At 73.3% G+C, this 25,363-nt stretch carries 21 protein-coding genes and 1 pseudogene; 10 read left to right on the top strand and 12 right to left on the bottom strand.

The features are described from left to right. Nucleotides 1–778, bottom strand: a 778-nt coding sequence (locus tag ACFWP3_RS32080; protein WP_384228049.1) for a hypothetical protein, incomplete at its 3' end; no start/stop codon positions are given. Between the two features lie 455 nt (nt 779–1,233). On the opposite strand from ACFWP3_RS32080, the gene ACFWP3_RS32075 reads away from it, so the two are divergent. After that, entirely contained in the window at nt 1,234–2,646 is a 1,413-nt protein-coding gene (locus ACFWP3_RS32075; protein WP_384228047.1) for a helix-turn-helix domain-containing protein, read from the top strand. A gap of 101 nt (nt 2,647–2,747) precedes the next feature. Here the strand turns inward: ACFWP3_RS32075 and ACFWP3_RS32070 are convergent, their stop codons facing one another. The 4 genes from ACFWP3_RS32070 to ACFWP3_RS32055 all read right to left on the bottom strand — a co-directional run bounded on the left by ACFWP3_RS32070 (nt 2,748) and on the right by ACFWP3_RS32055 (nt 6,742). Continuing rightward, the gene (locus tag ACFWP3_RS32070) at nt 2,748–3,554 is read right to left on the bottom strand and encodes an RNA polymerase sigma factor (protein WP_384228045.1); all 807 of its coding nucleotides are present in this window, start codon (nt 3,552–3,554) and stop codon (nt 2,748–2,750) included. Between the two features lie 219 nt (nt 3,555–3,773). Continuing rightward, nucleotides 3,774–5,168 (bottom strand): DUF1996 domain-containing protein, encoded by a 1,395-nt coding sequence (locus tag ACFWP3_RS32065; RefSeq protein ID WP_384228043.1) that lies wholly within the window; start codon nt 5,166–5,168, stop codon nt 3,774–3,776. Between the two features lie 14 nt (nt 5,169–5,182). Next, a complete protein-coding gene (locus ACFWP3_RS32060) occupies nt 5,183–5,884 on the bottom strand; it encodes a DUF4142 domain-containing protein (protein ID WP_384228041.1) in 702 nt (233 codons plus the stop codon). Nucleotides 5,885–6,082: 198 nt separating this feature from the next. Further along, nucleotides 6,083–6,742 carry a DUF2278 family protein gene (locus tag ACFWP3_RS32055; protein ID WP_384228039.1) on the bottom strand — a complete coding sequence of 220 codons (660 nt, stop codon included), beginning with the start codon at nt 6,740–6,742 and terminating at the stop codon, nt 6,083–6,085. A 237-nt stretch (nt 6,743–6,979) separates the two neighbouring features. Here ACFWP3_RS32055 and ACFWP3_RS32050 point away from each other — a divergent pair, with 237 nt between their 5' ends. Continuing rightward, nucleotides 6,980–8,932, top strand: a complete 1,953-nt coding sequence (locus ACFWP3_RS32050; protein ID WP_384228037.1) for a flavin monoamine oxidase family protein — start codon at nt 6,980–6,982, stop codon at nt 8,930–8,932. Between the two features lie 10 nt (nt 8,933–8,942). Here the strand turns inward: ACFWP3_RS32050 and ACFWP3_RS32045 are convergent, their stop codons facing one another. Further along, complete coding sequence (locus ACFWP3_RS32045) at nt 8,943–10,871, bottom strand: NAD-binding lipoprotein (protein WP_384228035.1); 1,929 nt, start codon at nt 10,869–10,871, stop codon at nt 8,943–8,945. 136 nt (nt 10,872–11,007) lie between these two features. Here ACFWP3_RS32045 and polX point away from each other — a divergent pair, with 136 nt between their 5' ends. The 4 genes from polX to ACFWP3_RS32025 all read left to right on the top strand — a co-directional run bounded on the left by polX (nt 11,008) and on the right by ACFWP3_RS32025 (nt 14,326). Beyond that, the gene (gene polX, locus ACFWP3_RS32040) at nt 11,008–12,735 is read left to right on the top strand and encodes a DNA polymerase/3'-5' exonuclease PolX (RefSeq protein WP_384228033.1); all 1,728 of its coding nucleotides are present in this window, start codon (nt 11,008–11,010) and stop codon (nt 12,733–12,735) included. 184 nt (nt 12,736–12,919) lie between these two features. Further along, nucleotides 12,920–13,339: an aspartate 1-decarboxylase gene (gene panD, locus ACFWP3_RS32035; protein WP_384228031.1), complete on the top strand. Its 420-nt coding sequence runs from the start codon at nt 12,920–12,922 to the stop codon at nt 13,337–13,339. A gap of 13 nt (nt 13,340–13,352) precedes the next feature. After that, entirely contained in the window at nt 13,353–13,694 is a 342-nt protein-coding gene (locus ACFWP3_RS32030) for a GNAT family N-acetyltransferase (protein WP_384228029.1), read from the top strand. Continuing rightward, nucleotides 13,691–14,326 (top strand): aspartate/glutamate racemase family protein, encoded by a 636-nt coding sequence (locus ACFWP3_RS32025; RefSeq protein WP_384228027.1) that lies wholly within the window; start codon nt 13,691–13,693, stop codon nt 14,324–14,326. The genes ACFWP3_RS32030 and ACFWP3_RS32025 overlap by 4 nt, the downstream gene beginning before the upstream one ends. Before the next feature lie 300 nt (nt 14,327–14,626). Here the strand turns inward: ACFWP3_RS32025 and gndA are convergent, their stop codons facing one another. Then, nucleotides 14,627–16,072 (bottom strand): NADP-dependent phosphogluconate dehydrogenase, encoded by a 1,446-nt coding sequence (gndA, locus tag ACFWP3_RS32020; RefSeq protein ID WP_384228025.1) that lies wholly within the window; start codon nt 16,070–16,072, stop codon nt 14,627–14,629. 185 nt (nt 16,073–16,257) lie between these two features. Between gndA and ACFWP3_RS32015 the strand changes: the two genes are divergently transcribed. Continuing rightward, nucleotides 16,258–17,580: a transglycosylase family protein gene (locus tag ACFWP3_RS32015; RefSeq protein ID WP_384228023.1), complete on the top strand. Its 1,323-nt coding sequence runs from the start codon at nt 16,258–16,260 to the stop codon at nt 17,578–17,580. Between the two features lie 102 nt (nt 17,581–17,682). On the opposite strand, the pseudogene ACFWP3_RS32010 reads toward ACFWP3_RS32015, so the two are convergent. Continuing rightward, nucleotides 17,683–18,417: pseudogene (locus tag ACFWP3_RS32010) on the bottom strand (DMT family transporter); the annotation flags it as partial. Between the two features lie 270 nt (nt 18,418–18,687). Here ACFWP3_RS32010 and ACFWP3_RS32005 point away from each other — a divergent pair. Then, a complete protein-coding gene (locus tag ACFWP3_RS32005; RefSeq protein WP_384228021.1) occupies nt 18,688–20,175 on the top strand; it encodes an SDR family NAD(P)-dependent oxidoreductase in 1,488 nt (495 codons plus the stop codon). 100 nt (nt 20,176–20,275) lie between these two features. Here the strand turns inward: ACFWP3_RS32005 and ACFWP3_RS32000 are convergent, their stop codons facing one another. Further along, a complete protein-coding gene (locus ACFWP3_RS32000; protein WP_384228053.1) occupies nt 20,276–20,707 on the bottom strand; it encodes a hypothetical protein in 432 nt (143 codons plus the stop codon). Nucleotides 20,708–21,044: 337 nt separating this feature from the next. Here ACFWP3_RS32000 and ACFWP3_RS31995 point away from each other — a divergent pair, with 337 nt between their 5' ends. Together ACFWP3_RS31995 and ACFWP3_RS31990 are read left to right on the top strand one after the other, a co-directional pair. Further along, a complete protein-coding gene (locus tag ACFWP3_RS31995) occupies nt 21,045–21,218 on the top strand; it encodes a hypothetical protein (protein WP_384228019.1) in 174 nt (57 codons plus the stop codon). A gap of 150 nt (nt 21,219–21,368) precedes the next feature. Then, complete coding sequence (locus ACFWP3_RS31990) at nt 21,369–22,352, top strand: NAD-dependent epimerase/dehydratase family protein (protein ID WP_384228017.1); 984 nt, start codon at nt 21,369–21,371, stop codon at nt 22,350–22,352. On the opposite strand, the gene ACFWP3_RS31985 is transcribed toward ACFWP3_RS31990, so the two are convergent. The 3 genes from ACFWP3_RS31985 to ACFWP3_RS31975 are packed head-to-tail and all read right to left on the bottom strand — an operon-like array spanning nt 22,338 to nt 25,218. Beyond that, complete coding sequence (locus ACFWP3_RS31985; RefSeq protein WP_384228016.1) at nt 22,338–23,777, bottom strand: lipase maturation factor family protein; 1,440 nt, start codon at nt 23,775–23,777, stop codon at nt 22,338–22,340. The genes ACFWP3_RS31990 and ACFWP3_RS31985 overlap by 15 nt on opposite strands. A 20-nt stretch (nt 23,778–23,797) precedes the next feature. Then, the gene (locus tag ACFWP3_RS31980; RefSeq protein WP_384228014.1) at nt 23,798–24,331 is read right to left on the bottom strand and encodes a DUF1990 family protein; all 534 of its coding nucleotides are present in this window, start codon (nt 24,329–24,331) and stop codon (nt 23,798–23,800) included. Next, the gene (locus tag ACFWP3_RS31975) at nt 24,328–25,218 is read right to left on the bottom strand and encodes a YndJ family protein (protein ID WP_384228012.1); all 891 of its coding nucleotides are present in this window, start codon (nt 25,216–25,218) and stop codon (nt 24,328–24,330) included. Before ACFWP3_RS31975 ends, ACFWP3_RS31980 begins: the two co-directional genes overlap by 4 nt. Nucleotides 25,219–25,363: the final 145 nt, after the last annotated feature.

Below are 25,363 nucleotides of genomic sequence, written 5' to 3'. Positions count from 1 at the left end.
CGCCCGGACCGCCACCCGGACCGCCGCCCTCGTCCCGGCCGAGGCCGCGGCGGGGGCGGGGGCTGCCGGCGCCCGGGCCCGTGCCGGGACGCGTCCCCGGGACGGGAGCGGGCCGCGAACGCGCCCCGCGCGCCCGCGACTTCACCCGGAGGACGATCACCCCGGCGACACCGATCAGGCAGAGCGCGTACGCCGCCGTCACCCACGCACCGCCCGGGCGGCCCGCCTTGAGCCCGTGCACCAGCGAGGCGCCCCAGGCCGGGTAGGCGCCGAAGTGCAGGGCCCGCCACCACAGGGAGCGGCTCTTGGTCGCGAACACGCTGCGCACCGCGCCGGAGACCGCCACGGTCACGAAGAGGTAGCCGGCCAGCGTGCCCAGCCCGATGAGGACGGGTTGCTCGTCGTCCGCGAAGGGCAGCACCGCGGCGGCCGCGCTCGTCCGCGCCTCCGCGACCTTGACCCATACGTGCAGGGCCAGGAAGCCCAGACCGGCCACGGCCAGTCCGCGGTGGGCGCCTTGGGCGAGCAGCCGGTGCCCCGGTTCGAGCAGCACCCGGTCGGTGGCCACCAGTCCCCACAGGACGGTGGCGGTGAGCGAGACGAGCGAGAGCACGCCCGCCCCGAAGTCGAGGAAGTCCCACAGGCGGGACAGGGCGTCCGCGCGGACCACCACGATGAGGGAGGCGAGTGCCGCGAGGGCGGCCGGGGCCGTCGCCGGATGACGACTCCTGCGGCGGGCCCGGTGCGAGCGGCGTAGGTACGGCTGAGACAGGGGCATCCAGATCTCCTGTGCGCCTGGGCCCCGAGCACTCCACCTGGCGCTCGGCACCCGGGGGTCGTTGTCGCTCGTGCCCGGCAGCGCTGTGAAACTCCTGCGCCGGCCGAGGAGCTAGGGGCCGGAGTGCAGAAGCATCGTGGAGCTACACGTCGCCTCCACAGGATTTATCGAAACGTGATAATTTCTCGCGACCGCGTCTCCGGGGCATCGAACAACACCGGAAGATTCCCCTCCAGCGGAGGTTGCGACTGGCCACCGCGCCACCCGCCGCCTACGCGTCCCCGACGGCAAAATCACGGCAAAACCGCGGGACCGAATGGGGTCGGACCCCTCCAGGAGGGAGTACGAGGGGCCACAACTCTCTTGTCAGGCACGGATGTTGGCGCGAGAGGCAACCTCGGCGGGCCTGTCCTCCGCTACCGGACAGGCCTCACCCCGGCACGAACGAGGAAACGATGTGCGAACTTCTGAACCGCATCTGGTCCCGCCCCCGCGGCGAGTGGACCCGCGTCCTTCGACGGGAACTCCCCGCGCTGGCCGCCGAGATAGTGGAGGAGCTTCTGCATGGAATTCCGGAATTTTCCGCCCTTGTCGATGACAACGATGCCATCGACGACGAATTGCTCAGACAGCGGGTCGAAGAAGCCCTTCTCACCGCACTCGGCTACCGCGACACCCGCGGCTGCCCCTCGGGCAAGGAGCAGGACCAGCAGCAGCACCGGCACCAGGAGCGGGACCAGGAGCGGGACCAGGACGAGGACCGGCATCGGGACCCGCACGAGGACCGGGATCAGGACCGGCAACACCCGCGGCGCACACCGGCCTTGCCCAGGGCCGTCGATCCTGCGCACCGGCACGCGGCCCTCGAGGTCGTGGCGGGCAGGGACCACGACAGGCACCGTGCCGGGGACGACGACGGCGACGGCCCCAGGCACCACGACGGCGACCGCGCCAGGCCCCACGACGGGGACGACATCAGGGACCAGGCGAGGCACCACGACCGGCAGCACGGCACGCACGACGGCGCGCAGGGCGACGGGCACCGCACCCGGCCGCCCCTCGGGCCGGGCGCCGACCGTGCCCGACAGGACCTCTTCGCGGCGCTCACCGATGACCGGACCCCCTCCGGCCCTTCCCTCGCCGAGCTCGCCGACGCGGCCGGCTGGCCCCTCCCGGTGGCCGTACGGGCCATCGCGCCGGCCGCGCCCGGGGAGGCGCAGCAGCTGGCGACCGTACTGGACGACGCCCTCGCCGGGACGTTCGCGGGCCGCCCCTGCCTGCTGGTCCCGAGCCCCGATCCCGACACCCGGGCCCCGCTCGAACTCCCGCTGCGCGGCCGGTTCGCGGCCGTGGGCCACGCGGTACCGCTCCGGGACACGGCGTCCTCCCTGCGCTGGGCCCTGCGCCTGCTCGCGCTGACACCGGCCCGCGCGGGCCTGGACGCCCGCCCCGTCTTCGTGGACGACCACCTCTCGACCCTGCTGCTGCTCCAGGACGAGCCGCTGGCCCACGCGCTGGCCGCCCGCTGGCTGCGGCCGCTGGCGGATCTGACCCCGCGCCAGAGCGAGCGGCTGGAGGTGACCCTCCTGGCCTGGCTGGAGGGCGGCGGTGCACCGGAGGCCGCCAAGGCCCTGAGCGTGCACCCGCAGACCGTCCGGTACCGCATGCGGCAGCTGGAGAAGCTCTTCGGGCCCGGACTGCGCGACCCCCGCACCCGGTTCGAACTGGAGATGGCCCTGCGCAGCCGTCGGCTGATCGCCCAGGTGCGGCGCCAGCACTCGCGGGTGGGGCGCAGGACGGCGCGCGTGGTCACGGCGGACTTCACCCCGCTGGTCGTCGGGCGGATGGCGCGCGTCAACGGCCTGTGAGCACAGCCGAGCAGGAGGAGGAGTAGGAGCAGGAGGAGGAGAAGCAGGAGGGCAGCGGCCGGCCCGGCCCCCGGAAGGACGGGGGCCGGGCCGGCCGCCGTTCACGAGGCGGCGGGTACCGCCCCGCCCATCGCCGAGCTGAGGTCCAGCAGTTCCTCGTACGACCGCGCGCAGTCCTCGCACCCGGCCAGATGGCGCGCCAGGGCGCGGGGCTGCCGCGTACGGCCGCGCCGGACGGCCGAGCCGAGCATGTGGCTGTAGTGCCCGCAGCTCCCGCCGGCCACGGTGTCCACATGGGCGAGCAGGTACGCCTCGCGCAGCCCCTCCCGGGCGCGGAACGCCAGCGAGGTCACCGCGCTGGGGGTGATGCCCAGCCGCACGGCGATCTCGTGCGGCGAGTCCTCCTCGACGAGGGTGTGCCACAGGACCGCCTGCCAACGGGCGGGCAGGGTCTGGAAGGAACGGGCCAGGAGCCGCCGGTCCTCGCCGGCCAGCAGCCGGCGCTGCGGATCGCCGCCGGCCGCGGCCTGCTGGCACCAGGTGTCGAAATCCGCCGTCAGGAGCGTCCGGCCGTCCCCGTCGCGCCACTGCATGGCCGTGTGGCGGACGACGGCCAGCAGGTACGCGCGCCACGGCCCCCGCGGTCCCGCGCCGGAGCGGACGGCCTGCAAGGTCCGGGCGAAGGCCTCCGAGACCAGGTCCTCGGCGTCCTGCGGGGTGCGGCAGCAGGTGCGGGCGTACGCGAGGGCGGCCCGCCGGTGCCGCCGGTAGAGGAGGTCGCACACGGCGGCGTCCGCGGTGCCCGTGCCGTATCCCCTCCTGAGCCTCCGGGTGAGTTCTCCGTCGGAGGGGGCGGCCGGATGCTCCGGGTCGTCCTCGGATTCACGGGATTCACGAGAGGCTGTCATGGCACTCCTCGCAGCTTCGGGTTGGGGCTTCGGGTACGGCGTCGGTTTCGGGTGCGGCGCCGGATTCGGGTACGGGATCGGGTGCGCGTCCGGGATGGGGCCGGACACACGTGTACGGCGATGGCCCGAAGTCGGCTTCGGGCCAACACCTTTCCCGGACGGGGCGCGGTGCATGGGGGAGGAGTCGCACCCCGTCCGGGAGATCGTGGAACCGCTGCGTCAGCGGCAGGTGCGCCCCCTGTTGATGCAGTCCACCGCGTTGTTCATCAGGCCGTTGGACATCACGTTGATGAAGTCCCCGTGGTCGGTCACCGGTTTGTGGAGCTGCTCGGGGAAGCTGTCCACGGCGATCCGCGCACCCGGCGCGACCCCGTACGTGATCCGCTGCACCAGCTGCGGGATGGCGGTGAAGCCCTTCGGGCAGCGGCCGTCGCGGTTCGCGAAGGCCACGTGGGTGCGGTGGTTGGCGCTGTCGGTGTTGCGGCCGTCCCAGCAGCTCTGGAAGGTGAAGGTGCGCACCACGTCGCTGCCCTTGGGACAGATCGGGTACTTGTCCTTCAGCTGCCGGTTCTCGAATCCGGTGCAGCTCCAGGAGGCGTTGGCGTTGGCAGTGCCGTTGGTGAAGGCCTTCGCGTCGCCGGTGATGATCCGCAGGAACCGCGGCATGGCCCTGACCTTGCCGGCGGGGCTCCCCTTGAAGGTGATCGTCACCTGCTTGGGCCGCAGGATCGTGCCCACGTTCGCGTCCTGGCCGCCGCCCGGCGCCTGCGCGTCCCGCTCCGCCTTGCCGTCGCGCAGCCGCAGCACCGGCCAGTAGTAGCTGGACAGGTCGCCGTTGGTGCAGGTGGTGCCGGAGGCGGCGAGGCTGTCGTTGGTGGAGAAGGCGTCGGTGGTCTTGTTGCCCACGTAGTCGTGCATGTGGTGGGCGCCGTTGGAGACGCCGGGGGCGACGATGACGTTGTCGGGGTTGAAGTGGCCGTTCTCGTTGCGCCCGCAACTCGAGCTGAAGGACCCGGTGGAGGCCCCGGCCGAGGCCCCGGGGGTGCGCACGTTGGGCCGTACCTTGCCGATGGCGACGAAGTCGCTGCGCGCCGGGCCGCCCTTGCCGCTGCTCCGGGCGGCGCCCTGACCGGACGCCCCGTCTGCGGCCTGCGCCCCGGCGCCCGCGTCGTCCTCCGCGGACGCCTGCTTGACCTCGCAGCCGCTCATGTCCTTCAGCTCCTCCGGCCGGGCCGCGGAGCGGGCTATCGCGTCGGAGATGCGGCCGATGGTCTCGTCGCGCTGCTGCCGCAGCCCGCCGACGAGCTCCTCGCCGCGCGCCTCGCCCGCGGCGAGCTTCCGGTAGGCGTCGGCGACCTGCACGTCCAGCTGGGCGAGGCCCTCGTCGACCTCGGCCCGGGCCTGGTCGGGTACGGAGGTCAGCCGGTCGCCGACGTCGGGGCAGTCGATGGTGGCGGTCACCTGCGTCTCCCCGCCCCCGTCGAGGCGGCCGTCCTGACCCGCGTTCGCACTGCCCGCGACGACGGCGACGCCGCCCCCGCCCAGGACCAGCGCGGAGACCACGGCCAGCAGCTTGTTCGTCAACCGGGGGCGTTTATGGCCCTTTTCACTCATGCGATCACTTCACTTCACTTCGTCGATCGGACATCGGACGGAGCAGGAGTCCCGTCGGGGACGTTGAGCGCGTCGAAGTCGACCAGCCCGCTGTCCTCGAGGACCGTGATGTGGTCCAGGACCGTGGCGTTGGCGGAGGTGGCCAGGGCGCGGACCATGGAGTTGCGGGTCTGCGCCCGTACTTGGGCCAGCAGCGCGAACACCTTCCCGTGCGCTCGGCGCAACAGCTGGATGAACAGCCGCTCGTACTCGTCCCCTTGGGCGCGGGTCAGCTGGCCCAGCCAACCCCGCTGCTGCTCGGACGGCTGGTTGGGCAGGTCGACGCCGAGGGCCTGGCCGACCTGGATGGCCTGCCGGTCCAGCTCGGTGTGGCCCTCCACGAGGTGATCGCCGGCCGTGCGAACGGTCGCGCGCGTCCCGCGCTGCTGGGCCTGCCGTCCGGCGGGCAGCTCCCACAGGCCGGCGAGCCGCACCTTGCGCACGAAGTCGCGGTCCACGGGGGTCAGCGGCCCGTACGCCGTGCTCATGGTTCCGGCGCCGTCGTCCTCGGCGGCCGGCCGCGCGGCCGAGGCCGAGGCCTCCGTGCCGAACTTCTCCACGGGGATCAGCAGCGCGATCAGCGTGACGGCGAGGGCGGTGATGACGAAGCCGCTGCCGATCGTGTATCGCGTGGCGACCGAAAACCTGCTGATGGAACGCCGCCCGAATGACAGCACAGTGCCTCCTAGGTCCGTGGGCCGGGAGGGGCAGCGGGGCAGGAGGGTCCGCACGAGCCGTGCGGTGCACACCCGCATTCCCGGGGTGTCACGGGACGCTAGTGCCACGGGTGGTGGCCTGGCGGCAGGACCATCACCATTGGATAAACATCCGGGCGAGTACCCGAAGGGCTGATATCTTGCCGCGCCGCGTGCTGCCTAGACCGGGTGTCCCGAGGCGTCCGTGTGGTCCTTCTGCGTCGAGAACTTGTTCAGGAACACGTCGTACCGGCCGTCGGGGCGGCGGGTCATGGTCGCGCCGTCCTGCCAGGTGCCGTTCTCGTCCCACCACTGGCTGCCGTACGGGTCGCCCTGGTTCTGGTGGATGTTGTGCATGCCCAGCCCGGCGTTGAACGGCTCGCCGAAGACCAGGACCGGCCGGCCGACGACGAGGATCGGTTCGAGGGCGAGCGCGGCGTCGAGGTTCGACCCCGACGTCCAGGGCCGGGACGGCGGCAGCCACCGGCCGAGGAGGTCCTTGAGCAGGCGGGGCAGCGGGAGCGCGGGCAGGTTCGGGCCGCTGCGCAGGGCGGGATGCCGGATGTAGTCGAGGGCGCCGGACCCCGCCTTGCGCGCGAGGTCGTGGTAGCCGGGAGCCAGCGCCGCGACCGGGCCGAGCGCCGAGGCGTCCACCGTGAAGACCTTCCACTGGACCCCGGTCGCGGAGTCGTGGCTGTCCACGTCCACGGCGCACTTGTACCGGCCGTCGGGCGCCTCGACCCTGAGGTTGACGTGGAACCACGCGCCCTCCGTGTCGGGCGTGTCGCGGAAGTGCTGCCGCAGGGTCCCGCACAGAACGCCGTAGTCGTCGAATGGCATGGTCCCGAGTCTTCCAGCGGGCCGCGCGCACGGCCATCAGGACTGGGCCATCAGGACTGGGCCATCAGGACCGGGCCATCAGGACCGGGCCATCAGGGCGGGCCGCCGGACCGGCCGTTCCCCGTACGAAACCCAGTTCGTCAGCGTCCGTCGGCCCGCGCCCCACGTCCGGGTGGATGTTTCCCGCCCGGACGCTTTTCGGGGCTCGACGCGCCTGCGGCCCGCAAGAGTTGCTCCATGATCATCGACCCGCCCCCCAGCCCCGACTCCCCGGCCCAGAGCGCACCGGCGCCGGCCCGCCGCCCCTCCCGCCGTACCGTCATCGCCGGCGCGGCCGCGGTCGCCGGAGCCGGCGCGCTCTCGGTCGCGGCAGCGTCCGCCGGGACCCCGCAGGCGCCGTCCGGCTCCGCACGCCCCGACTGGGAGACCTGCCTGACCATCGCCCGGGCCATCCTCGTGCGGGACGACGAAGACCAGCCCCTGGTGCCCCGCTACGCGGACATCCTCCTGAAGAACGGCCTGCCCCGCTCCCGCCGCCCCGGCAAGAAGGTGCTCGTCGTCGGCGCCGGGCCCGCCGGACTCACCGCCGCCCACCTCCTGCGCGAGGCCGGGCACCAGGTCACCGTCGTCGAGGCCAACGGCAACCGGGTCGGCGGCCGCATCAAGACCTTCCGCACCGGCGGCCACGAGAAGGCCGCCGCGCCCTTCGCGGACCCCAAGCAGTACGCCGAGGCCGGCGCCATGCGGATCCCCGACAGCCACCCGCTGGTCACCGGCCTGATCGACAGCCTCGGTCTCAAGCGCAGGCGCTTCCACCTGGTGGACGTGGACGCCGCGGGCCGCCCCGCCTACCGCACGTGGATCTTCGTCAACGGCCTGCGCGTGCGCCGGGCGGACTACGCCCGCAGCCCGCAGGCGCTCAACCGCTCCTTCGGAGTCCCGGCGGCCCACGAGTCCGTGCCCGCCGCACAGATCGTGCGCAATGCCTTCGCCCCCGTGCGCAAGGAGATCGAGGGCAAGAAGGACCGGGAGCTCGTCGAGGGCTGGGCCCGCGTCATCCAGCGCTACGGCCACATGTCGATGTACCGCTACCTGACCGAGGTGGCCGAGCTCGACGAGCGGACCGTCGATCTGATCGGAACGGTCGAGAACCTCACCTCCCGGCTGCACCTCGCCTTCGTGCACAGCTTCATCGGGGCCTCGCTGATCAGCCCCGACACCGCCTTCTTCGAACTGCCCGACGGCACCGCCACCCTCGCCGACGCGCTCTACGCGCGGGTCAAGGACCTGGTGCGGCTCGACCGCCGCGCCACCCGCATCACCCACGGCGAGGGCCAGGTCACCGTCGACACCGTCTCCGAGGGCCGCGGCGGCAGCCCGGTGCGGCGCGAGACCTTCACCGCCGACACCGCGATCATCACCGTCCCCTTCTCCGGACTGCGCCACATCCCGGTCGCGCCGGCCCTCTCGTACGGCAAGCGGCGCGCGGTCACCGAGCTGCACTACGACGCCGCCACCAAGGTGCTGCTCGAATTCAGCCGCCGCTGGTGGGAGTTCGACGAGGCCGACTGGAAGCGCGAGCTGGAGGCCGTGCAGCCGGGCCTCTACCGGAAGTACCAGACCGCGCAGACTCCCGAGGCCGGCGGCCTGCTCGGCGCCCACCCCTCGGTGCCCAAGGGCCGCATCTCCGACGCGCAGCGCGCCCACTACGCCGCCTGCCGTCCCGTCACCCGGGACCAGCCCGAGGCGGCCGGCGTCATCGGCGGCGGTTCGGCCACGGACAACCCCAACCGCTTCATGTTCCAGCCCTCCTATCCGGTCGAGGGCAGCGCCGGCGGCGTGGTCCTCGCCTCCTACAGCTGGTCGGACGACGCCCTGAAGTGGGACTCCCTCGACGACGAGGAGCGCTACCCGCGCGCCCTGGCCGGTGTCCAGGAGGTGTTCGGGCAGCGGATCGAGGTGTTCTACACCGGAGTCGGCCGCACCCAGTCCTGGATGCGCGACCCGTACGCCTACGGCGAGGCCTCCGTGCTGCTGCCCGGCCAGCACACCGAACTGTTCCCCCACGTCCGCTCGTCCGAGGGGAACCTGCACTTCGCGGGGTGCCACACCTCCGTCAAGCCCGCCTGGATCGAGGGAGCCCTGGAATCCGCGGTGCGGACCGCCCTGGAGGTCCACCTGGCGCCCTGACCGGCCGCCGTCAGCTTCCCGCGAGCACGATCAGCCAGTCCTCCCCGCCGAGCCGGACCCGCTCCCGCTTGTCGGGGTTGATCCTCAGCCCGTGGCCGGGACCCGTCGCCGCCCCCGCGCGCAGCCGGTAGCCGACCGCGCATTCGCCGCGGCGGCGCGCCGACTCCACGAGGGTGGCGAACGGGACCTCGCGGCCGGCCCGGACGTACTCCGCGGCCGGCTTGAGGTGGAACTCGCTGCCCTCCGCGTCGAACAGCTCCTCGAAGACCGCGGCCAGGTAGCGGCTCTCCGAGATCTGGGTCATCAGCAGACTGATCAGCCTGCCGCTCACGATGAAGTCGGCGCCCTCCCGGGCGGGCGCGAGGAGCCGGTTCCCGTCGTCGGACATCTCGGTGGTGAGGGCGAGTTCGCGCTGCGCGCCCTCCGCGACGGCCCGCAGGTGCAGCAGCGCGACCAGCGTCCTGTCGTCCGCCAACGCCTCCTCCGCGTCGGCGGACGCGCAGGTGCCCGCCGCCCGGCCCACGGCCGCCGGATCCGCCTCGCCGACGACGATCACGCTGTCGTACGAGGGCACGTCCAGCTTGGCGAGGACCTGCGGGTCGGTGATGTCGCCGCCGTGGAAGGCGACATCGAGATGGCGCCGGGTCGCCGTCGTGCACCCGGAGCCCTCACCCTCCTCGAGGGCCACCACGTCGAGGGAGCTCCCGGGGCTCACGTACTGGTCGAGCTGGTCCACCACGAACGGCGCCCGGCGGTTCCAGCCCAGCAGGAGCAGGCGCTCGGCCAGGGCGAACCGGGGCAGGGGCGTGGCGATCGCGTCCTCGTCCACCCAGGAGTTCACGTCCAGGGGTACGGCCGTGTCGTCGTCCTCGGAGATGACGATGAGCCGGTCGTCCGGCCCGATCCCGGTGTCCGGCCCTGGATTGAGCGCGACGCCCCCGTCGGCGTGCAGCAGACCGACCACGGAGGACGTGGCGTACGACAGCAGGGCCTCGCCGAAGGTGCGCCCGGCGAGGGCGCCGGCGGGGGCGGTGTAGAACTCGTCGCCCGAGAAGTCCAGCAGCTCCTGGTAGACGAGCGAGAGGCCGGGCTGGCGGGCGGTCTGTACGAGGAGCCGGGCGATGATGTCGTCGACGCACAGGACGTGCCCGCCCGGCCCGGCGGCCAGCCTGGCGGTCGCGTGGTTGCGGCCGTCCCGGACGGCGGCCACCACCACCGCCCCGCGACCGGCTCCGGGGACGGCCGCGTTCAGGGCGAGCAGGGTCTTCACCACATGGGCGTCGCCGGCAGGTCCGCCGGGCGGCAGCACGAGCACGGCCTTCGCCGCCTGCGGACTCACCCTGGCCAGCTCGGTGGGGTCGGTGGTGCTGCCGTTGCGGCAGATGATGCGGGTCCGGCCCCGGTCGGTGATGCGCGTGGAGAGCTCGTCCTCCATCTCCACCTTGTCCTTCGGGGCGAGGACGGCGATCGCCGACCGGCGCTGGTTGGCGTTGGCGGCCACCAGCTCCCCGGCCACCGGGAAGATCTGGTCGGACCACCCCAGCACGACCGTGTGCCCCGCTTCCAGCACGGTGGAGTGCCCGAGGCGCAGCGACATGATGCGCCGGTTGATGCCGGTGGTGATCAGACTGACCAGCGTCGACACGAACAGCAGCGCGACGAGCGCCAGCGCCACCGACGCCAGCACGTAGACGGGCGACCCGACCGCGCCCCCGATCTTGAGCGTCTGCCCGACACTGACCCACACCGCCGTCAGCCGGCCGGAGAGGGTCGTCGGGGCCGAACGGTCGGCCCACACCAGCACGATGCTCGCCGGGACCACCACGGCCAGGCAGGCGAGGGCCAGCCAGCCGATCAGCGCGGCGGTCCCCCCTGCCACGAGATGGTCGAACCGGTACCGAAGGCGCAGCCGGAGGGTCGTCGTGTGCTCCTGCGCCATACAAGCTTCCTTCGGAATCGTCGGCCTCGGGAAGGCCTCTTTGCCAACCCCCGAGACGTCCGATCGGTTACGGGTGCACCGGGGAAGCCGGATCCCCGGCGTGCCCGCCCGGGCCCCGCGGGGGCACCCTGGAGACATGGCCCGAGCCAACGACGAGGTCGAGGCGCTCCTCCAGGAGTACGCCGACCTCATCGCGATCCGCGGCGGGGAGGCCTTCAAGGCCCGCGCCTACGAGAAGGCCGCCCGCGCCGTCGGGGGCTACCCGCAGGACGTCTCGGCGCTCGACGCCAAGGGCCTGCGCGAGATCCCGGGCGTCGGCAAGTCGGTCGCCGACAAGATCATCGAATACCTGCGCAGCGGCCGCATGCCCGTCGTCGACGAGGCCAGGGCGTCCGTACCGGCCGGAGTGCGCGAGCTGGTCGCGATCCCGGGGCTCGGCCCCCGCAAGGCCATGCTGCTGTACGAGGAGCTGGGCATCAGCTCGGTCGACCAGCTGGTCGACGCCATCGGGCAGGAGCGGCTGCGCGACCTGAAGGGCTTCGGCGAGCGGACCGAGGACAACATCCTGCACGGCATCGCGGTGCTGCGGAAGGCGGGCGAGGGCCGCATCCTCGTCAGCGCGGCCATGGACGTGGCCGAGCAGCTCGTCGCCGAGCTCTCGGAGGTCCGCGGCTGCGTCCGGTGCACGTACGCGGGCTCCCTGCGCCGGATGCGGGAGACCATCGGCGACGTCGACATCCTGGTGGCGGCCCGCCGGCCGGTCCCGTTCATGGACGCCCTCACCGCCCACCCGCAGACGGCCGAGGTCATCGCGCACGGGGCGAAGAAGACCTCGGTACGGACGGTCACGGGCCTCCAGGTGGACCTGCGGGTCCTCCCGCCGGCCTCCTGGGGCGCGGGACTGCAGTACTTCACCGGCTCCAAGGCGCACAACATCCGCACGCGCGAACTGGCGCTGCGCCAGGGCTTCAAGCTCTCCGAGTACGGGCTCTTCGACTCCGAGAGCGGCGAGAACGTCTCCTCGGAGACGGAGGAGGCGGTCTACGCCAGGCTCGGGCTGCCCTGGATACCGCCGACCCTGCGCGAGGACCGCGGCGAGATCGCGGCCGGGCTGCGCGGCGAACTCCCCGACCTCATAGAGGAGCGGGACATCCGCGGCGACCTGCACACCCACACCGACCTCACCGACGGGCTGGCGCCGCTGGAGGACATGGTCGCCGCCGCGGCCGCCCGCGGCTACGCGTACTACGCGGTCACCGACCACGCCCCGAACCTGTCCATGCAGCGCATGACCAGCGAGAAGATCCTCGCCCAGCGCGAGCGGGTCCGCGCGCTCGACGGAACGCACCACAGGATGCGGCTGCTGCACGGCACGGAACTCAACATCGGCCCCGACGGCACCCTGGACTGGCCCGACGAGTTCCTCGCGGAGTTCGACCTCTGCGTGGCCTCCGTCCACTCCCACTTCAACCAGAGCAGACGCGAACTCACCCGCCGCCTCGTCCGGGCCTGCGAGAACCCGCACGTCGCCGTCATAGGCCATCCCACGACGCGCCGGATCGGCAAACGCCCGGGCATCGACGCCGACTTCGACGCCGTCTTCCAGGCCTGCGCCCGCACGGGCACCGTGCTGGAGATCAACGCGCACCCCGAGCGGCTCGACCTGTGCGACGAAGACATCCTGCGCGCGAAGCGGTACGGCGTGAAGTTCGCCGTGAACTCCGACGCGCACGCCACCACACACCTGCCGTACATGCGCTACGGGGTGGCGACGGCCCAACGCGGCTGGCTGACCAAGGACGACGTGGTCAACACCTGGCCGCTGACCAGACTGCGGAGGTTCCTGGCCCGCAAGGACGCCTGACCCGGTCACCGGCCGCGCACTGCCGCGCACCGCCGCCGCCCACCGGACCGGTCGGCGATCGGTCGGGTCCGAGTCCGGAAAGAACGGGGGACCGCTGACCCGTCCGGCGAATCGTTGTAGGCTCCGAAGACCGCCCTTGACCTGCACAAAGCGGGCAGGGAGCAGACATCTGGGGAGCTTTTTCATGTTTCGCACCATGTTCAAGTCCAAGATCCACCGGGCCACGGTCACCCAGGCCGACCTGCACTACGTCGGGTCCGTGACCATCGACGCCGATCTGCTGGACGCGGCGGATCTGCTGCCCGGGGAGCTCGTCCACATCGTGGACATCACCAACGGGGCCAGGCTCGAGACCTACGTCATCGAGGGGGAGCGCGGATCCGGGGTCATCGGGATCAACGGCGCCGCCGCCCACCTCGTGCACCCCGGGGACCTGGTCATCCTCATCAGCTACGCGCAGGTCGAGGACGCCGAGGCGCGGGAGTTCACGCCGCGTGTCGTGCACGTGGACGCGGACAACCGGATCGTCGAGCTGGGCGCGGACCCCTCCGCCCCGGTGCCGGGCACGGATCAGCAGCGCAGCCCCCACGCGGTGGCTGTCTGAGAGGAGCGGGACCGTGGCGATCGAGTTCGAGGACGCGCGCGAGGCGGGACGGCTGCTGGCGGCCGAGGGCGGGGCGGTGGTCGGGTTCATCGCCTACTTCGTGCTCGCCGAGGCACCCCGCGCCCTGGTGGCGGTGCACACCGTCGTCGAGCCCGGCCACGAGGGCCGGGGCATCGCGGGCGGGCTGGTGAAGACCTTCTACGGGATCGCCGCCGCCGAAGGCGTGCCCGTGGTTCCGCTCTGCCCGTACGCGGCCGCCTGGGCCGCCAAACACCCCGACGAGGCCCCCGAGGCCCCGGCCGGGGTGGTGGCCGCGGCCAAGGCCCAGCTGGAGGGCGACAGCTCCCTGTGGTGACCGGACCGGGGCTCACCCTGCTGCACACCTCGCCCGCGCACGTCCCCGTCTTCGACGCGCTGCGGGACCGGAACCACCCGGGGGCCGTCCTGCGCCACCTGGTGGCTCCGGAGCTGCTGGACCGGGCCCGCGCCGAAGGGCCGTCGGCGGTGGCTCCGGCGGTGCTGGAGGCCCTCGCCGCGGCCGGACCCGGGCCCGTGCTGGTCACCTGCTCGACGATCGGGGCGACCGCCGAGGCCCTGGCTCCCGCGCTCGGCGCCCCGGTGCTGCGCGTGGACCGGCCGATGGCGGCCGCCGCGGTGCGCGCCGGTGCGCGGATCGCCGTACTGGCCACGGTGGAGTCGACGTTCGCGCCGACCGCGGAGCTGCTGGCCGAGGAGGCGGGCGGTCGGCCGACGGCGATCAGCACGCACCTGGTCGACGGGGCCTGGGAGCGCTTCGAGGCGGGGGACACCGCCGGCTACCTGGCCCGCGTGGCCGCGGCCGCCGACGCCGTCGCCGGCGCGGACGTCATCGTGCTGGCCCAGGCCTCCATGGCCGGCGCCGCGGATCTCGTCACGACGCCGGTCCCGGTCCTGTCCAGCCCGGCACCGGGCCTGGCCGCGGGGCTGCGGCAGGCGGGGGCGCTCTAGCGGCACCGCGACGGCACCGCGACGGCATCGCGGCGGCATCGCGGCGACATCGCGGGGGCGTCCCAGGGGCATTTCTCGCGGCATCGCGGGAAAATGGGCCATATGGTGCGAACACTAGAAGAGACGCAGCCGCCGGTGCCCGAGCCCGAGCCGAATCCGGACCCCACCCCCTTCCCCGACCCCGCGCCGATGCCGCGGCCGGTACCGCCCGTGCCCGGCCCCGTCCCGGAGCCGGACCCGGTGCCCCCGCCGCCGGGGCCCGCGCCGGTGCCGCAGCCCGGGCCCTGGAGCTGAGCGGGCTCAGCCCGTCTGGACCTCGGAGCGGTCGCCGCTCCAGAGGGTGTGGAACGAGCCCTCGCGGTCGGTGCGGCGGTAGGTGTGCGCCCCGAAGAAGTCCCGCTGCCCCTGGGTGAGGGCGGCGGGGAGCCGGTCCGCGCGCAGGGCGTCGTAGTAGGCGAGCGAGGCGGAGAAGGCGGGCACCGGGATGCCGTGGCGCACCGCCGCGACCAGGACGGCCCGCCAGTCCTGCTGGGCCGCGCCGATCTCGTCCGCGAACCCCGCGTCGGCCAGCAGGCTCGGCAGCGCGGGCCGTGCCTCGTACGCGGCCAGGATCCGGTCCAGGAACGCTGCCCGGATGATGCAGCCGCCGCGCCACAGCGAGGCCACCGCGCCCAGGTCCACGCCCCAGCCGTACTCCTCGCTGCCGGCCCGGATCTGGTGGAAGCCCTGGGTGTACGAGACGATCTTCGAGGCGTACAGGGCCTGTTCCACCTGCGCCGCGAACGCGTCGGCCTCCTCCCCGGACAGCGCGGAGGCCGCCGGGCCCGGGAGCCCGCGGGCGGCCGCCCGCAGGTCGGCGTGGCCCGAGACCGAGCGGGCGAAGACCGCCTCGGCGATCCCCGACACCGGGACGCCGAGGTCCAGGGCGATCTGCACGGTCCAGCGGCCGGTGCCCTTCTGCTCGGCGGCGTCGGCCACGACGTCCACGAACGGGCGGCCCGTCGCGGCGTCCGTGTGCGCGAGCACCTCCGCCGTGATCTCGATCAGGTACGAGTCCAGGCGCCCCCGGTTCCACTCCCGGAAGGTCTCCGCGATCCGGGCGGGGGAGTAGCCCGCGACCTCGCGCAGCAGGTGGTAGGCCTCGGCGATCAGCTGCATGTCGGCGTACTCGATGCCGTTGTGCACCATCTTGACGAAGTGTCCGGCGCCGTCCGGGCCCATGTGCGAGGTGCAGGGCGTGCCGTCGGCGGCCTTCGCGGCGATCTTCTCCAGCAGCGGGCCGAGAGAGGCGTACGACTCCTCGGAGCCGCCGGGCATGATGCTCGGGCCGAGCAGCGCGCCCTCCTCGCCGCCCGAGATGCCCACGCCCACGAAGTGGATGCCCTGCTCGCGCAGCTCCTTCTCGCGGCGCCGGGTGTCCTGGAAGTGCGCGTTGCCGCCGTCGATGATGACGTCGCCCTCCTCCAGGAGCGGGGCGAACTCGCGGATCACGGCATCGGTCGGGTCACCGGCCTTCACCATGACGACGATGCGGCGGGGGCGCTCCAGCGCGTCGACGAACTCCTTGGCGGATTCGGCCGCGACGAGGGAGCCCTCGTCGCCGAACTCCTCCACCAGGGCCCGGGTCTTCGCGGCGGTGCGGTTGTGGACGGCCACGGTGAATCCGTTGCGGGCGAAGTTGCGGGCGAGGTTGCTGCCCATGACCGCGAGCCCGGTGACGCCGATGTGGGCTGTGCTGGTGCTCATGCGTGCGCTCCTGCGTGCTTCGGTGTGCGGGGATGACCGACGCTACATCCGGACGGCCGCCCGCCGCCGTCCACCGAGCCGAGAGGCCGTCAAATTCCCCTGGAGAGCGCCCTGTTGCGCCCCTTGTCATGCTCTGATCGGCACGTTAAGTTGTGCGGTTCCTGATGTCTTCGATGGGGGCTCCCATGGGTGTACGGGGCCGGCACCGCCGGTATCAGCCGAGCAGCATCAACCGGGCCTCGCTCGCTGTCACCGCCGGTGGCGCCGGGCTCGCGCTCCCGCTCATCGGCGCCGGAACCGCACAGGCCGCGTCCGTGGACACCTGGAACAAGGTCGCCGCCTGCGAGTCCACCGGCAACTGGCGCATCAACACCGGCAACGGCTACTACGGCGGCCTCCAGTTCAGCCAGAGCACCTGGCGCGCCTTCGGCGGCGCCGCCTACGCCCCGCGCGCCGACCTGGCCACCAAGGACCAGCAGATCGCCGTCGCCGAGAAGGTCCTGAAGGGGCAGGGTCCGCAGGCCTGGCCCCAGTGCGGCAAGAAGGCGGGGCTCAGCCGCAGCGGCCCGGCCCCGGCCGTCGCACCGGGCGAGCAGGCCCAGTCCGCGTCCCAGAAGCAGGCGCAGTCCCAGTCCCGGAAGCCGGTCCTGCCGCAGCAGGCCAAGGCGGCGGCAACCGGGAAGCAGGCCGGCACGCCCCGCCCGACCGGGACGTCCGTACTGCCGAACCCGTACGTCGTCGCCCCCGGCGACTCGCTCTCGGTCATCGCCACCGAGCAGCGCGTCGAGGGCGGCTGGCAGGCGCTGTACGAGACCAACCGCGCGACCGTCGGCGGCAACCCGAACCTGATCTTCCCGGGGCAGCGGCTCACCCTGCGGATCACCGCCGCGCCGCCCGCGCAGAACCCGGAGAAACCGCCGCGCACGGCCGAGCCGGTGAAGCCCGTGGAGCCGGCGGCGGAGAAGCCCGCCGAGAAGCCGGCCGAACCGGCGCCCAAACCCGCGGAGAAGCCGGCCGAGAAGCCCGCCGAGAAGCCCAAGCCCGCCGAGAACACCGAGAAGCCCGCGCAGCAGCCCGCCTCAGCGCAGCAGAAGCCGGTCTCGGGCGGCTACTCCGCCCCCGTCGACGCCGCCCTCGGCACCGCCTACCGCGTCGCGGGCTCCTCCTGGTCCAGCGGCTACCACACGGGAGTGGACTTCCCGGTGGCGACCGGCACCTCCGTCAAGTCCGTCGCCCCCGGCCAGGTCGTCTCCGCGGGCTGGGCCGGTGCGTACGGCTACCAGGTCGTCATCCGGCACACCGACGGCCGCTTCTCCCAGTACGCCCACCTGTCGGCGCTCGGCGTCAAGGCCGGCCAGCAGGTGTCCGGAGGCCAGCGGATCGGGCGTTCCGGTTCGACCGGCAACTCCAGCGGACCGCACCTGCACTTCGAGGTGCGCACGGGAGCCGGCTACGGCACCGACATCGACCCGCTGAAGTACCTCCGGGCCCACGGGGTCGACATCTGACCCCCGTACGTGCGAGGGCACGGCGGTGAGCAGCACCAGCCCGGCGGCCGCCACCACGGCGCTGGCCAGTGCCGCCGCCGTGCCGGCCGCCCCGTACCGGAAGCCCTCGTCGAAGAGCGTGAGGCCGACCGTCGCCGCGACCACGGGATTGACCACGGTCACCGTGGCCAGCGGTGCGGTCAGCCCCGCACCCCGGTAGGCGGCCTGCGAGAGCAGCAGTCCGCCGGAGGCCAGCAGCGCTATCGCCGCGAGATCGGGCCACAGGGCGCCCCGCGCACCCGCGGTGAAGCCCTCCGCCACCGACTTGGTGAACACCGAGGCCATGCCGAAGGCCGTACCGGCCGCCGCGGCCATCAGCACGCTGCGCAGCACCGCCCGGCGCATCCGGTGCGCGGCCGGGAACAGCGCCGCCACCGCCGCCCCGGTGACCACGAGCAGCAGGCTCCGCTCACCGCCCGCCAGCATCGGCTCCGCCCGGCCGTCGCCGCCGGTCAGGGCCAGCAGACCGGCCAGACCCGCCGTGGCCGGCACGGCTCCGCGCCAGGCTGCCGCGCCCGCCCGGCGGCGTACGAACACGGCCGCCATGGGCAGGGCGAAGACGATGGTGAGGGCGCCGAGCGGCTGGACCAGGCTCAGCGGACCGTACGCGAGGGCCACCACGTGCAGCAGGGCGCCGAGTCCGTTGAGCGCCACCGCGACCCACCAGCCGCTCCGCCGCAGCGGTGCGTACGGGCGGTCCGGCGTGGTCGCCGCGACCCGTTCCTGGACGATCGCGCCGCCCGCGTACGCCAGAGCGGACACCAGGCAGAGCAGGACCGACAGCGCCAGTGCACTCATGAAGTCCACAATGCCCGACCGGACTTCGCTATTCCTCAGCCCACAGGCGGTCACTGGTCATACTCCTGGCGTAGTACAGGAGTACGCGAGTCTGCGCGCCGGCCCGCCCCGATCCGGCCCCTGCGGACGCGGAAAGTTGCCCCGCGCTCGCGCTGAGTCACGTGCGTGCCGACGGGTTTGGTCCCGGGCGCGTCCGATCCGTACAGTTTCCCTTTTGAGGACTTCCGCAGCAGGCGGATGCGGACGAGTGATCAAGGAACGGCAGCGGCCATGACGGTGACCGAAGACAGCCAGGACTACGGGCACACATACGGACCGGGCATCGACCCCGAGCGGCTGGCCCTCTGCCTCAGCGTGCTCGACGAGCTGGACAAGCTCGACGTCGACCACCCCGACGCGATCACCGTACGCCGCGCCACCGCCGGCCTCTACCGCACGGTCAAGCAGCGCCGCCGCCAGGAGCGCCGCGCCGCCAAGACCGCCAACGACAGGGCCGTCACCGAGGCCACCGCCACCGGCTCCGCCGAGCGCATCGACGACGAGACCGAGGGCCTGCTGCCCACCTCGGTCACGGAGGCCGGCCGGATCGCCGGGATACTCCAGCGCCCGCGCTCCTGCTACATCTGCAAGACGCGGTACGTCGAGGTCGACTACTTCTACCACCAGCTCTGCCAGAAGTGCGCGGCCGAGAACCGGACCCGGCGGGAGGCCCGCGCCGACCTCACCGGCAAGCGCGCGCTGCTCACCGGCGGCCGGGCCAAGATCGGCATGTACATCGCGCTGCGGCTGCTGCGCGACGGCGCCCACACCACCATCACCACCCGCTTCCCCAAGGACGCCATCCGCCGCTTCAAGGCGATGGAGGACTCGGCGGACTGGATCCACCGCCTGGAGGTCGTCGGCATCGACCTGCGGGACCCGGCCCAGGCCGTCGCCCTCGCCGACCAGGTGGCCGAGGCCGGTCCGCTGGACATCCTGATCAACAACGCGACGCAGACCGTGCGCCGCCTGCCCACCGCGTACGCCGCGCTGGTCGAGGGCGAGGGCGCCCCGCTGCCGGCCGGCGAGCTCCCCGCCCACCACGTCATCGGCGCCTTCAACTCCGGTGCGGTCGACGGCCTGGCGGCGCTGCCCGTCGGCGTGAGCGGCCTCGAGGCGCAGAAGGTCGCCGACCTCGCCCTGGTGGCGGGCAACGCCAGCCTGGAGCGGCACCTCGCCGGAACCGCCATCGACGCGGGCGGCCTGCTGCCCGACGTCGTCGAGAGCAACACCTGGGTGCAGACCATCGACCAGATCTCCCCGGTGGAGCTGCTCGAGACCCAGCTGTGCAACTACACCTCGCCCTTCATCCTGATCAGCGCGCTCCGCCCGGCCATGGCCGAGGCCGCCCGGAAGGCGACCAGCGGGCGGGCGTACGTCGTGAACGTCTCGGCGATGGAGGGCGTCTTCAGCCGCGGCTACAAGGGTGCGGGCCACCCGAACACCAATGCCGCCAAGGCCGCGATGAACATGGTGACGCGGACCAGCGGCCAGGAGATGTTCCAGACCGACCGGATCCTGATGACCTCGGTCGACACCGGCTGGATCACCGACGAGCGCCCGCACTTCGACAAGCTGCGGCTGGCCGAGGAGGGTTTCCACGCCCCCCTCGACCTGATCGACGGCGCGGCCCGGGTCTACGACCCCGTCGTCCGCGGCGAGGCGGGCGAAGACCTGTTCGGAGTCTTCCTGAAGGACTACGCCCCCGCCAACTGGTAGCCGCGCCGGGCCCGCGGCCCCGGCGGCCCCCAGGGGGATCGCCGGGGCGGCGATCCCCGAGACCCCGAGAACGGCCCCCTCGGCCTGCCGAGGGGGCCGTTCAGGTTCTCGGCAGGAAGGGCCGCCCGGCCGCGGCCCGGTAGGCACCCGCCGCGACCAGCTCCAGCACCGGCTGCCAGTCCTCCAGCTCGCCCGCCTCCGGGCCCGCCGCGTCCGCGGCGTCGTGCGCCTGGCGCAGGGCCCCCGCGGCCTCGCCGTCCGGGCCGGCCGCCGCCGGGGCGCCGGGCCCGGCACCCTCCCCGGCCCGCGCGTGCAGGCGGATCAGCCGGGCCACCCGCTCACCGAGCAGCGGACGCACCGCTTCCGCCACATCGTGATCGCGCGGGGACGCTGCGTCACCCGGACGGAGCAGCTCGCCGAGATCCAGTACCAGCCCCGCGATCTGGAGCTCTTTGTCGAACGGGTGCGCGCGGCGCAGGAGGGCCGCGGTCCGCAGTCCACGGCCGTCGCGGCAGGCGTGCAGAAGATCCATCAGCTCCGGAACGCCCGACACGTGGGGCACTTCGAAACCCCGTACTCCGGACCTCGCCACCGCCGCTCCCTCCGTCGCCCCCGCGCGCATCCGGGCACGAGCGGACCATGCTTGTCGCACCCGCGGGCCGACGACTTCCTGAACTCGCGGCGAAAACAAGAGGGCGACGTGGTTTTTGCCTTTCTATCGAGCGGGGGCCCGCTCATATGTGTACTCTGGGGCATCAGACGGCCCCACCCGGGCCACGCTCCACCAAGGCGCCACCGCGTCCGGAAACCCTTTCCTCCCAGCCCGGCGCGGCACGCCTGCCGGGTTACGCGACACAGAGGAGTGCGCGGTGACAGAAACGACGAAGCCCGAACCGACGTTGCTGGAGCGGACGGGAACGCGGGCCAAGCCGCGGACCGACGAGCTCGGAAGCCTTGAGGTCTGGGCGCGGTCCGCCCCGATCCGGCTGGCGGGGTACGAGGACGACCTGGCGGAATCGCACATCCTGCCCGGCATCGACTGACCCGCAAGAGCGGTACGCGCGCCCCTGTGCCCACCCGCACCGGGGCGCTGCCGCACCCCCGGAAGGTTCCCGGACCGCCTACGCCGTGAGCGTCATCGCTGACGGCGATCATGACTTCCGCCGCCCCGGCAGGCCGGGCACGCTGAGGGCATGAAGCTGCTGATGCTGGGTGGAACCGAATTCGTCGGACGCGCGATCACCGAGGACGCCCTCGACCGGGGCTGGGAGGTGACCGTCTTCCACCGGGGCCACCACGCACCCCCGCCGGGCACCTCGGCCCTGCACGGGGACCGCACCGCCCCCGGCGGCCTGGACGCCCTGGCCGAAGGGGAATGGGACCTCGTCGTCGACACCTGGGGCGGCGCCCCCACCGCCGTACGCGACAGCGCCCGCCTGCTGCGCGAGCGGGCCGGCCGGTACGCGTACGTCTCCAGCCGCTCCGTGTACTCCTACCCCGCCCCGGCCGGAAGCGACGAGGACGCCCCCGTGGTGGAGGGCTCGCCCGACGCCGGATCCACCGCCTACGCCGAGGACAAGCGCGGCGGCGAACTCGCCGCCCTCGAAGCCTTCGCGGACCGCGCCCTGCTGCTGCGCGCCGGGCTGATCCTCGGCCCGTACGAGAACGTCGGCCGGCTGCCCTGGTGGCTGAACCGCACCGCCCGCGGCGGCCCGGTCCTCGCCCCCGGCCCGCGGGACCTCCCGCTCCAGTACATCGACGTGCGCGACCTCGCGGGCTGGACCCTCGACGCGGCCGCCGCCGGGCTGGGCGGTGCGTACAACACGGTCTCGCCCGTCGGGCACGCCACCATGGGCAGCCTCCTGGAGGCCTGCGCCGCCACCACCGGCGGCGGCGCCGACCTGCGCTGGACCGACCGCGAACCGATCGAGCGGGCCGGGGTGCAGCCCTGGACCGAGCTCCCGGTCTGGATCCCGGCGGGGGAGGGGCACGACTTCATGTACGGCGGCGACGTCTCCAAGGCCCTGGCCGCGGGCCTGAAGTGCCGCCCGGTCGAGGAGACCGTGGCCGACACCTGGGCCTGGCTCCGCTCGCTCGGCGGACGGGCCCCGCAGCGCTCCGACCGGCCGGCGCCCGGCCTCGACGCGGCCCGGGAAGCGGAGCTACTCGGGCTCTGACCGGGCCGCGCCGGCGAGACGGGTGGGCGGCAGGTACTCGCGCACCAGCGTGCGGTGCCACCACGCGCCCGTCTCGCGCAGCTCCCGCCACGTGGTGAACCGGTATCGGTACAGCAGGGCGCGGACATAACGCGGCGGGGCGTCCGGGAACGGATTGTGGCGCAGCAGCCGCAGCGTGTCCCGGTCGCCCGCCAGCAGCCGCTCCACGAACGGCCCGAACCAGTCCCGCGCATATCCGGGGGAGAGCGCCGCGAACCACATCAGCCAGTCCAGGCGCAGGTGGTACGGGGCGAACTGGCGGGGAAGCCTGCGCAGTCCGCCCGGTTTCCCCTTGAAGCCGTACTCCCGCCAGGCCCCGTCCGCGTGCGGCACCCGGTCGGCGGTCCCCTCGACCACGACCTCCTCGCGGATCCGGCCGACCGTGCCGAACGCCCCGTAGGTGTTGACCAGGTGGAGCGAGTCGAAGGAGCGGTTCATCACCTGGCGGCGCGAGATCATGTTCAGCACCGGATGGCGGCTGAGCACCAGCACCAGCACGGTCACCGCGCAGACCAGCACCGCGAACCACACCGGCGCGGCCCGCGAGGCGGCCGCCGGGGGCGCCCCCGCGAGCCCCGTGAAGTCAACGGCCGACAGCGCCAGGGTGATCGTCAGCCAGTTCAGCCAGGCGAAGTTGCCGGACAGCACCAGCCACAGCTGCGTCGCCACGATGACCCCGGCGGCGTACGAGGCCACCGGCTGCGGGGTGAACAGCAGGACGGGAACGACCAGTTGGGTCACATGGTTGGCCGCGCACTCCACCCGGTGCAGGGGCCTGGGCAGATGGTGGAAGAACCAGCTCAGCGGCCCGGGCATCGGCTGCGTCTCGTGGTGGAAGTAGAGGCAGGTGAGCCGGCGCCAGCAGGAGTCCCCGCGGATCTTGATCAGCCCGGCCCCGAACTCCACCCGGAAGAGCACCCAGCGCAGCAGCCAGAGCACCAGCACCGGCGGCCCGGTCCGGGCGTTGCCGAGGAAGACGGCGAGGAACCCCACCTCCAGCAGCAGCGACTCCCAGCCGAAGGAGTACCAGGTCTGCCCCACGTTCACGATGGACAGGTAGAGCAGCCACAGCAGCGCCCACATCGCCATGGCGACGGCCAGCGGCACCTCGTCCCCGGCGCCCGCCGCCAGCGCCGCGGCCAGCAGCGCCCCGGCCCAGGCGCACCCGGCGAAGAGCCGGTCGGAATAGCGCAGTTGGAACAGGCTGGGCGCGCGCCGGAAGGGCACGTACCGCACGTAGCGCGGCACGGGCAGCATGCCCCGCGCTCCGATCAGGGCCCGGAACTGCAGGGCGGCCCCGACGAAGGCGAAGAGGTAGACACCGGCCAGGGCCCGCTGGAAGACCAGCCGGCCGAGCCAGTACCCGGGCGCCGTGAACCAGTCCATCGCCTCCAGTATCGGGCCGGTCAGGCGGCGGCGGCCAGCCTGCGCACGTGGCGGCCGAGCAGGCGGGCGTAGCTCCGCTGGAGGAGGGGGACCACCGGGCCCGCGAGCCGGGTGTACCAGCCGGCCGGGCGGCTGAAGGCGGTCACGGTGAACCACACCGTGCCGTCGGCGTCCATGTCGACGACGAAGGACTCCTCCCCGCTCTCGGGATGGCCGGTCAGCGTCCCGTAGGCGAAGCCCACCCGGGTGGGCTCGTACGCCGTCCAGACCACCTCGCACGGAGCGCTGATCCGCAGCGGGCCGAGGCCTATGCCCACCACCGCGCGGCTGCCGGGGCGCACGGCCCCGGCGTCGGCCCGCACCCGCATCCCGGAGGTCCGGTGGGCGTGGAAGGTGGTCACCGCGACTCCGGCGGCCTCGAAGGCGGCCCGCCCGTGGCCGATGCGGGTGCGGTGGTGCAGGTGGTGGTAGCCGGCGGGCAGCGGGCGGCGGGCCGTCGCACCCCGCTCGGGGTAGCTGAGGGCGTCCCGGCCGGCGCTGATGATGCGGGTCATGGCGTGGTCTCCTGTCGGGCGGTCCGCGGGGCCTCCGCGGTCTGTGTGTGCTGTGCGGTCGCGGTCTGCGGGTGGTCTGCGGTCAGCCGGCGCCAGGCCAGCACCGAGCAGAGGGCGAATCCGAGGGCGTTGCCGAGGCCGTGGGTCGCGGCCATCCAGGTCAGCGTCGGGTGCGGGATCCCGGTGGCCTCGCCGGCCGCCCACCACACGGCGAGCAGCATGGTGGCGACCAGGACCACGGCCGAGGTGGCGAGCAGCGCCCGTGTGGCCCGGTCGGGTCCGGCGGGCCGGATCTCCCGCCAGGTCGTCAGGGCGACGGCCCACATCCCGCCGGTCAGGACCACCGCGCCCGCCAGTTCGGCCCAGTCGTCGACGAAGTAGCCGAGGAGCACGAGCAGGGTGCCGGCCGGGACGCTGTAGGCGGCCCAGCGGGCGCCGGGCCCGGGCGCCGCGGCCCGGCACACCAGTCCGGCGACCAGGGCGGCCGTGAATCCGGCGAAGTGGAAGTGCGGCACGGTCAGCGCCAGGATGTCGAGGTCGAAGCCGAAGAGCCGGTGGCCGGCGCGCTCGGCGACCAGGGCGGTCCCGGCGACCGCGGGCGAGGCCAGGGCGGTGGCCACGGCGATGTCGGCCGGTCCGGGCATCCGGCCCCGCAGCAGCACGGCCGGGGCCCGCGCGGCGAGGGCCAGACAGGCCGCCGCGTAGAGTGCGGCGAGCACCGTGGCCGGCAGGCCGCGCGGCAGCCACAGGCACACCGCTCCGAGGGCGGCGGGCAGCGGCCACAGGCGGGCGGTGCGGCGCAGCCCGGCCGGGTCGATCAGGCGCAGGCCGGCCGGGACCACGTAGAGCATGCCCAAGGTGACGATCACGTTCACCAGTACCGTCATGACGATCTCCCCTCCCCAGCGTGTTGAACGTGTTCAACTCGCGAGGGTGACTCTACGGGGTTCCTTGAACATGTTCAAGAAGCGCTCCGGTTGCGGCCCTCGCGCGGATGCGGCAGACAAGAGGGAGCAACCGGGGCGAAAAGGG

The sequence above is a fragment of the Streptomyces sp. NPDC058525 genome (assembly GCF_042719495.1).
Lineage (GTDB): Bacteria > Actinomycetota > Actinomycetes > Streptomycetales > Streptomycetaceae > Streptomyces.
Note: the sequence above shows the minus strand (reverse complement) of the source record. Positions and strands in the feature narration are given on the sequence as shown.

Excerpts from the sequence above, each read along its gene's own strand:
- ACFWP3_RS32075 (WP_384228047.1), top strand. The coding sequence starts at position 1,234 with ATGTGCGAACTTCTGAACCGCATCTGGTCCCGCCCCCGCGGCGAGTGG.
- ACFWP3_RS32070 (WP_384228045.1), bottom strand. The coding sequence starts at position 3,554 with ATGACAGCCTCTCGTGAATCCCGTGAATCCGAGGACGACCCGGAGCAT.
- ACFWP3_RS32065 (WP_384228043.1), bottom strand. The coding sequence starts at position 5,168 with ATGAGTGAAAAGGGCCATAAACGCCCCCGGTTGACGAACAAGCTGCTG.
- ACFWP3_RS32055 (WP_384228039.1), bottom strand. The coding sequence starts at position 6,742 with ATGCCATTCGACGACTACGGCGTTCTGTGCGGGACCCTGCGGCAGCAC.
- ACFWP3_RS32050 (WP_384228037.1), top strand. The coding sequence starts at position 6,980 with ATGATCATCGACCCGCCCCCCAGCCCCGACTCCCCGGCCCAGAGCGCA.
- ACFWP3_RS32045 (WP_384228035.1), bottom strand. The coding sequence starts at position 10,871 with ATGGCGCAGGAGCACACGACGACCCTCCGGCTGCGCCTTCGGTACCGG.
- polX (WP_384228033.1), top strand. The coding sequence starts at position 11,008 with ATGGCCCGAGCCAACGACGAGGTCGAGGCGCTCCTCCAGGAGTACGCC.
- panD (WP_384228031.1), top strand. The coding sequence starts at position 12,920 with ATGTTTCGCACCATGTTCAAGTCCAAGATCCACCGGGCCACGGTCACC.
- gndA (WP_384228025.1), bottom strand. The coding sequence starts at position 16,072 with ATGAGCACCAGCACAGCCCACATCGGCGTCACCGGGCTCGCGGTCATG.
- ACFWP3_RS32015 (WP_384228023.1), top strand. The coding sequence starts at position 16,258 with ATGGGTGTACGGGGCCGGCACCGCCGGTATCAGCCGAGCAGCATCAAC.
- ACFWP3_RS32005 (WP_384228021.1), top strand. The coding sequence starts at position 18,688 with ATGACGGTGACCGAAGACAGCCAGGACTACGGGCACACATACGGACCG.
- ACFWP3_RS32000 (WP_384228053.1), bottom strand. The coding sequence starts at position 20,707 with ATGGATCTTCTGCACGCCTGCCGCGACGGCCGTGGACTGCGGACCGCG.
- ACFWP3_RS31990 (WP_384228017.1), top strand. The coding sequence starts at position 21,369 with ATGAAGCTGCTGATGCTGGGTGGAACCGAATTCGTCGGACGCGCGATC.
- ACFWP3_RS31985 (WP_384228016.1), bottom strand. The coding sequence starts at position 23,777 with ATGGACTGGTTCACGGCGCCCGGGTACTGGCTCGGCCGGCTGGTCTTC.
- ACFWP3_RS31980 (WP_384228014.1), bottom strand. The coding sequence starts at position 24,331 with ATGACCCGCATCATCAGCGCCGGCCGGGACGCCCTCAGCTACCCCGAG.
- ACFWP3_RS31975 (WP_384228012.1), bottom strand. The coding sequence starts at position 25,218 with ATGACGGTACTGGTGAACGTGATCGTCACCTTGGGCATGCTCTACGTG.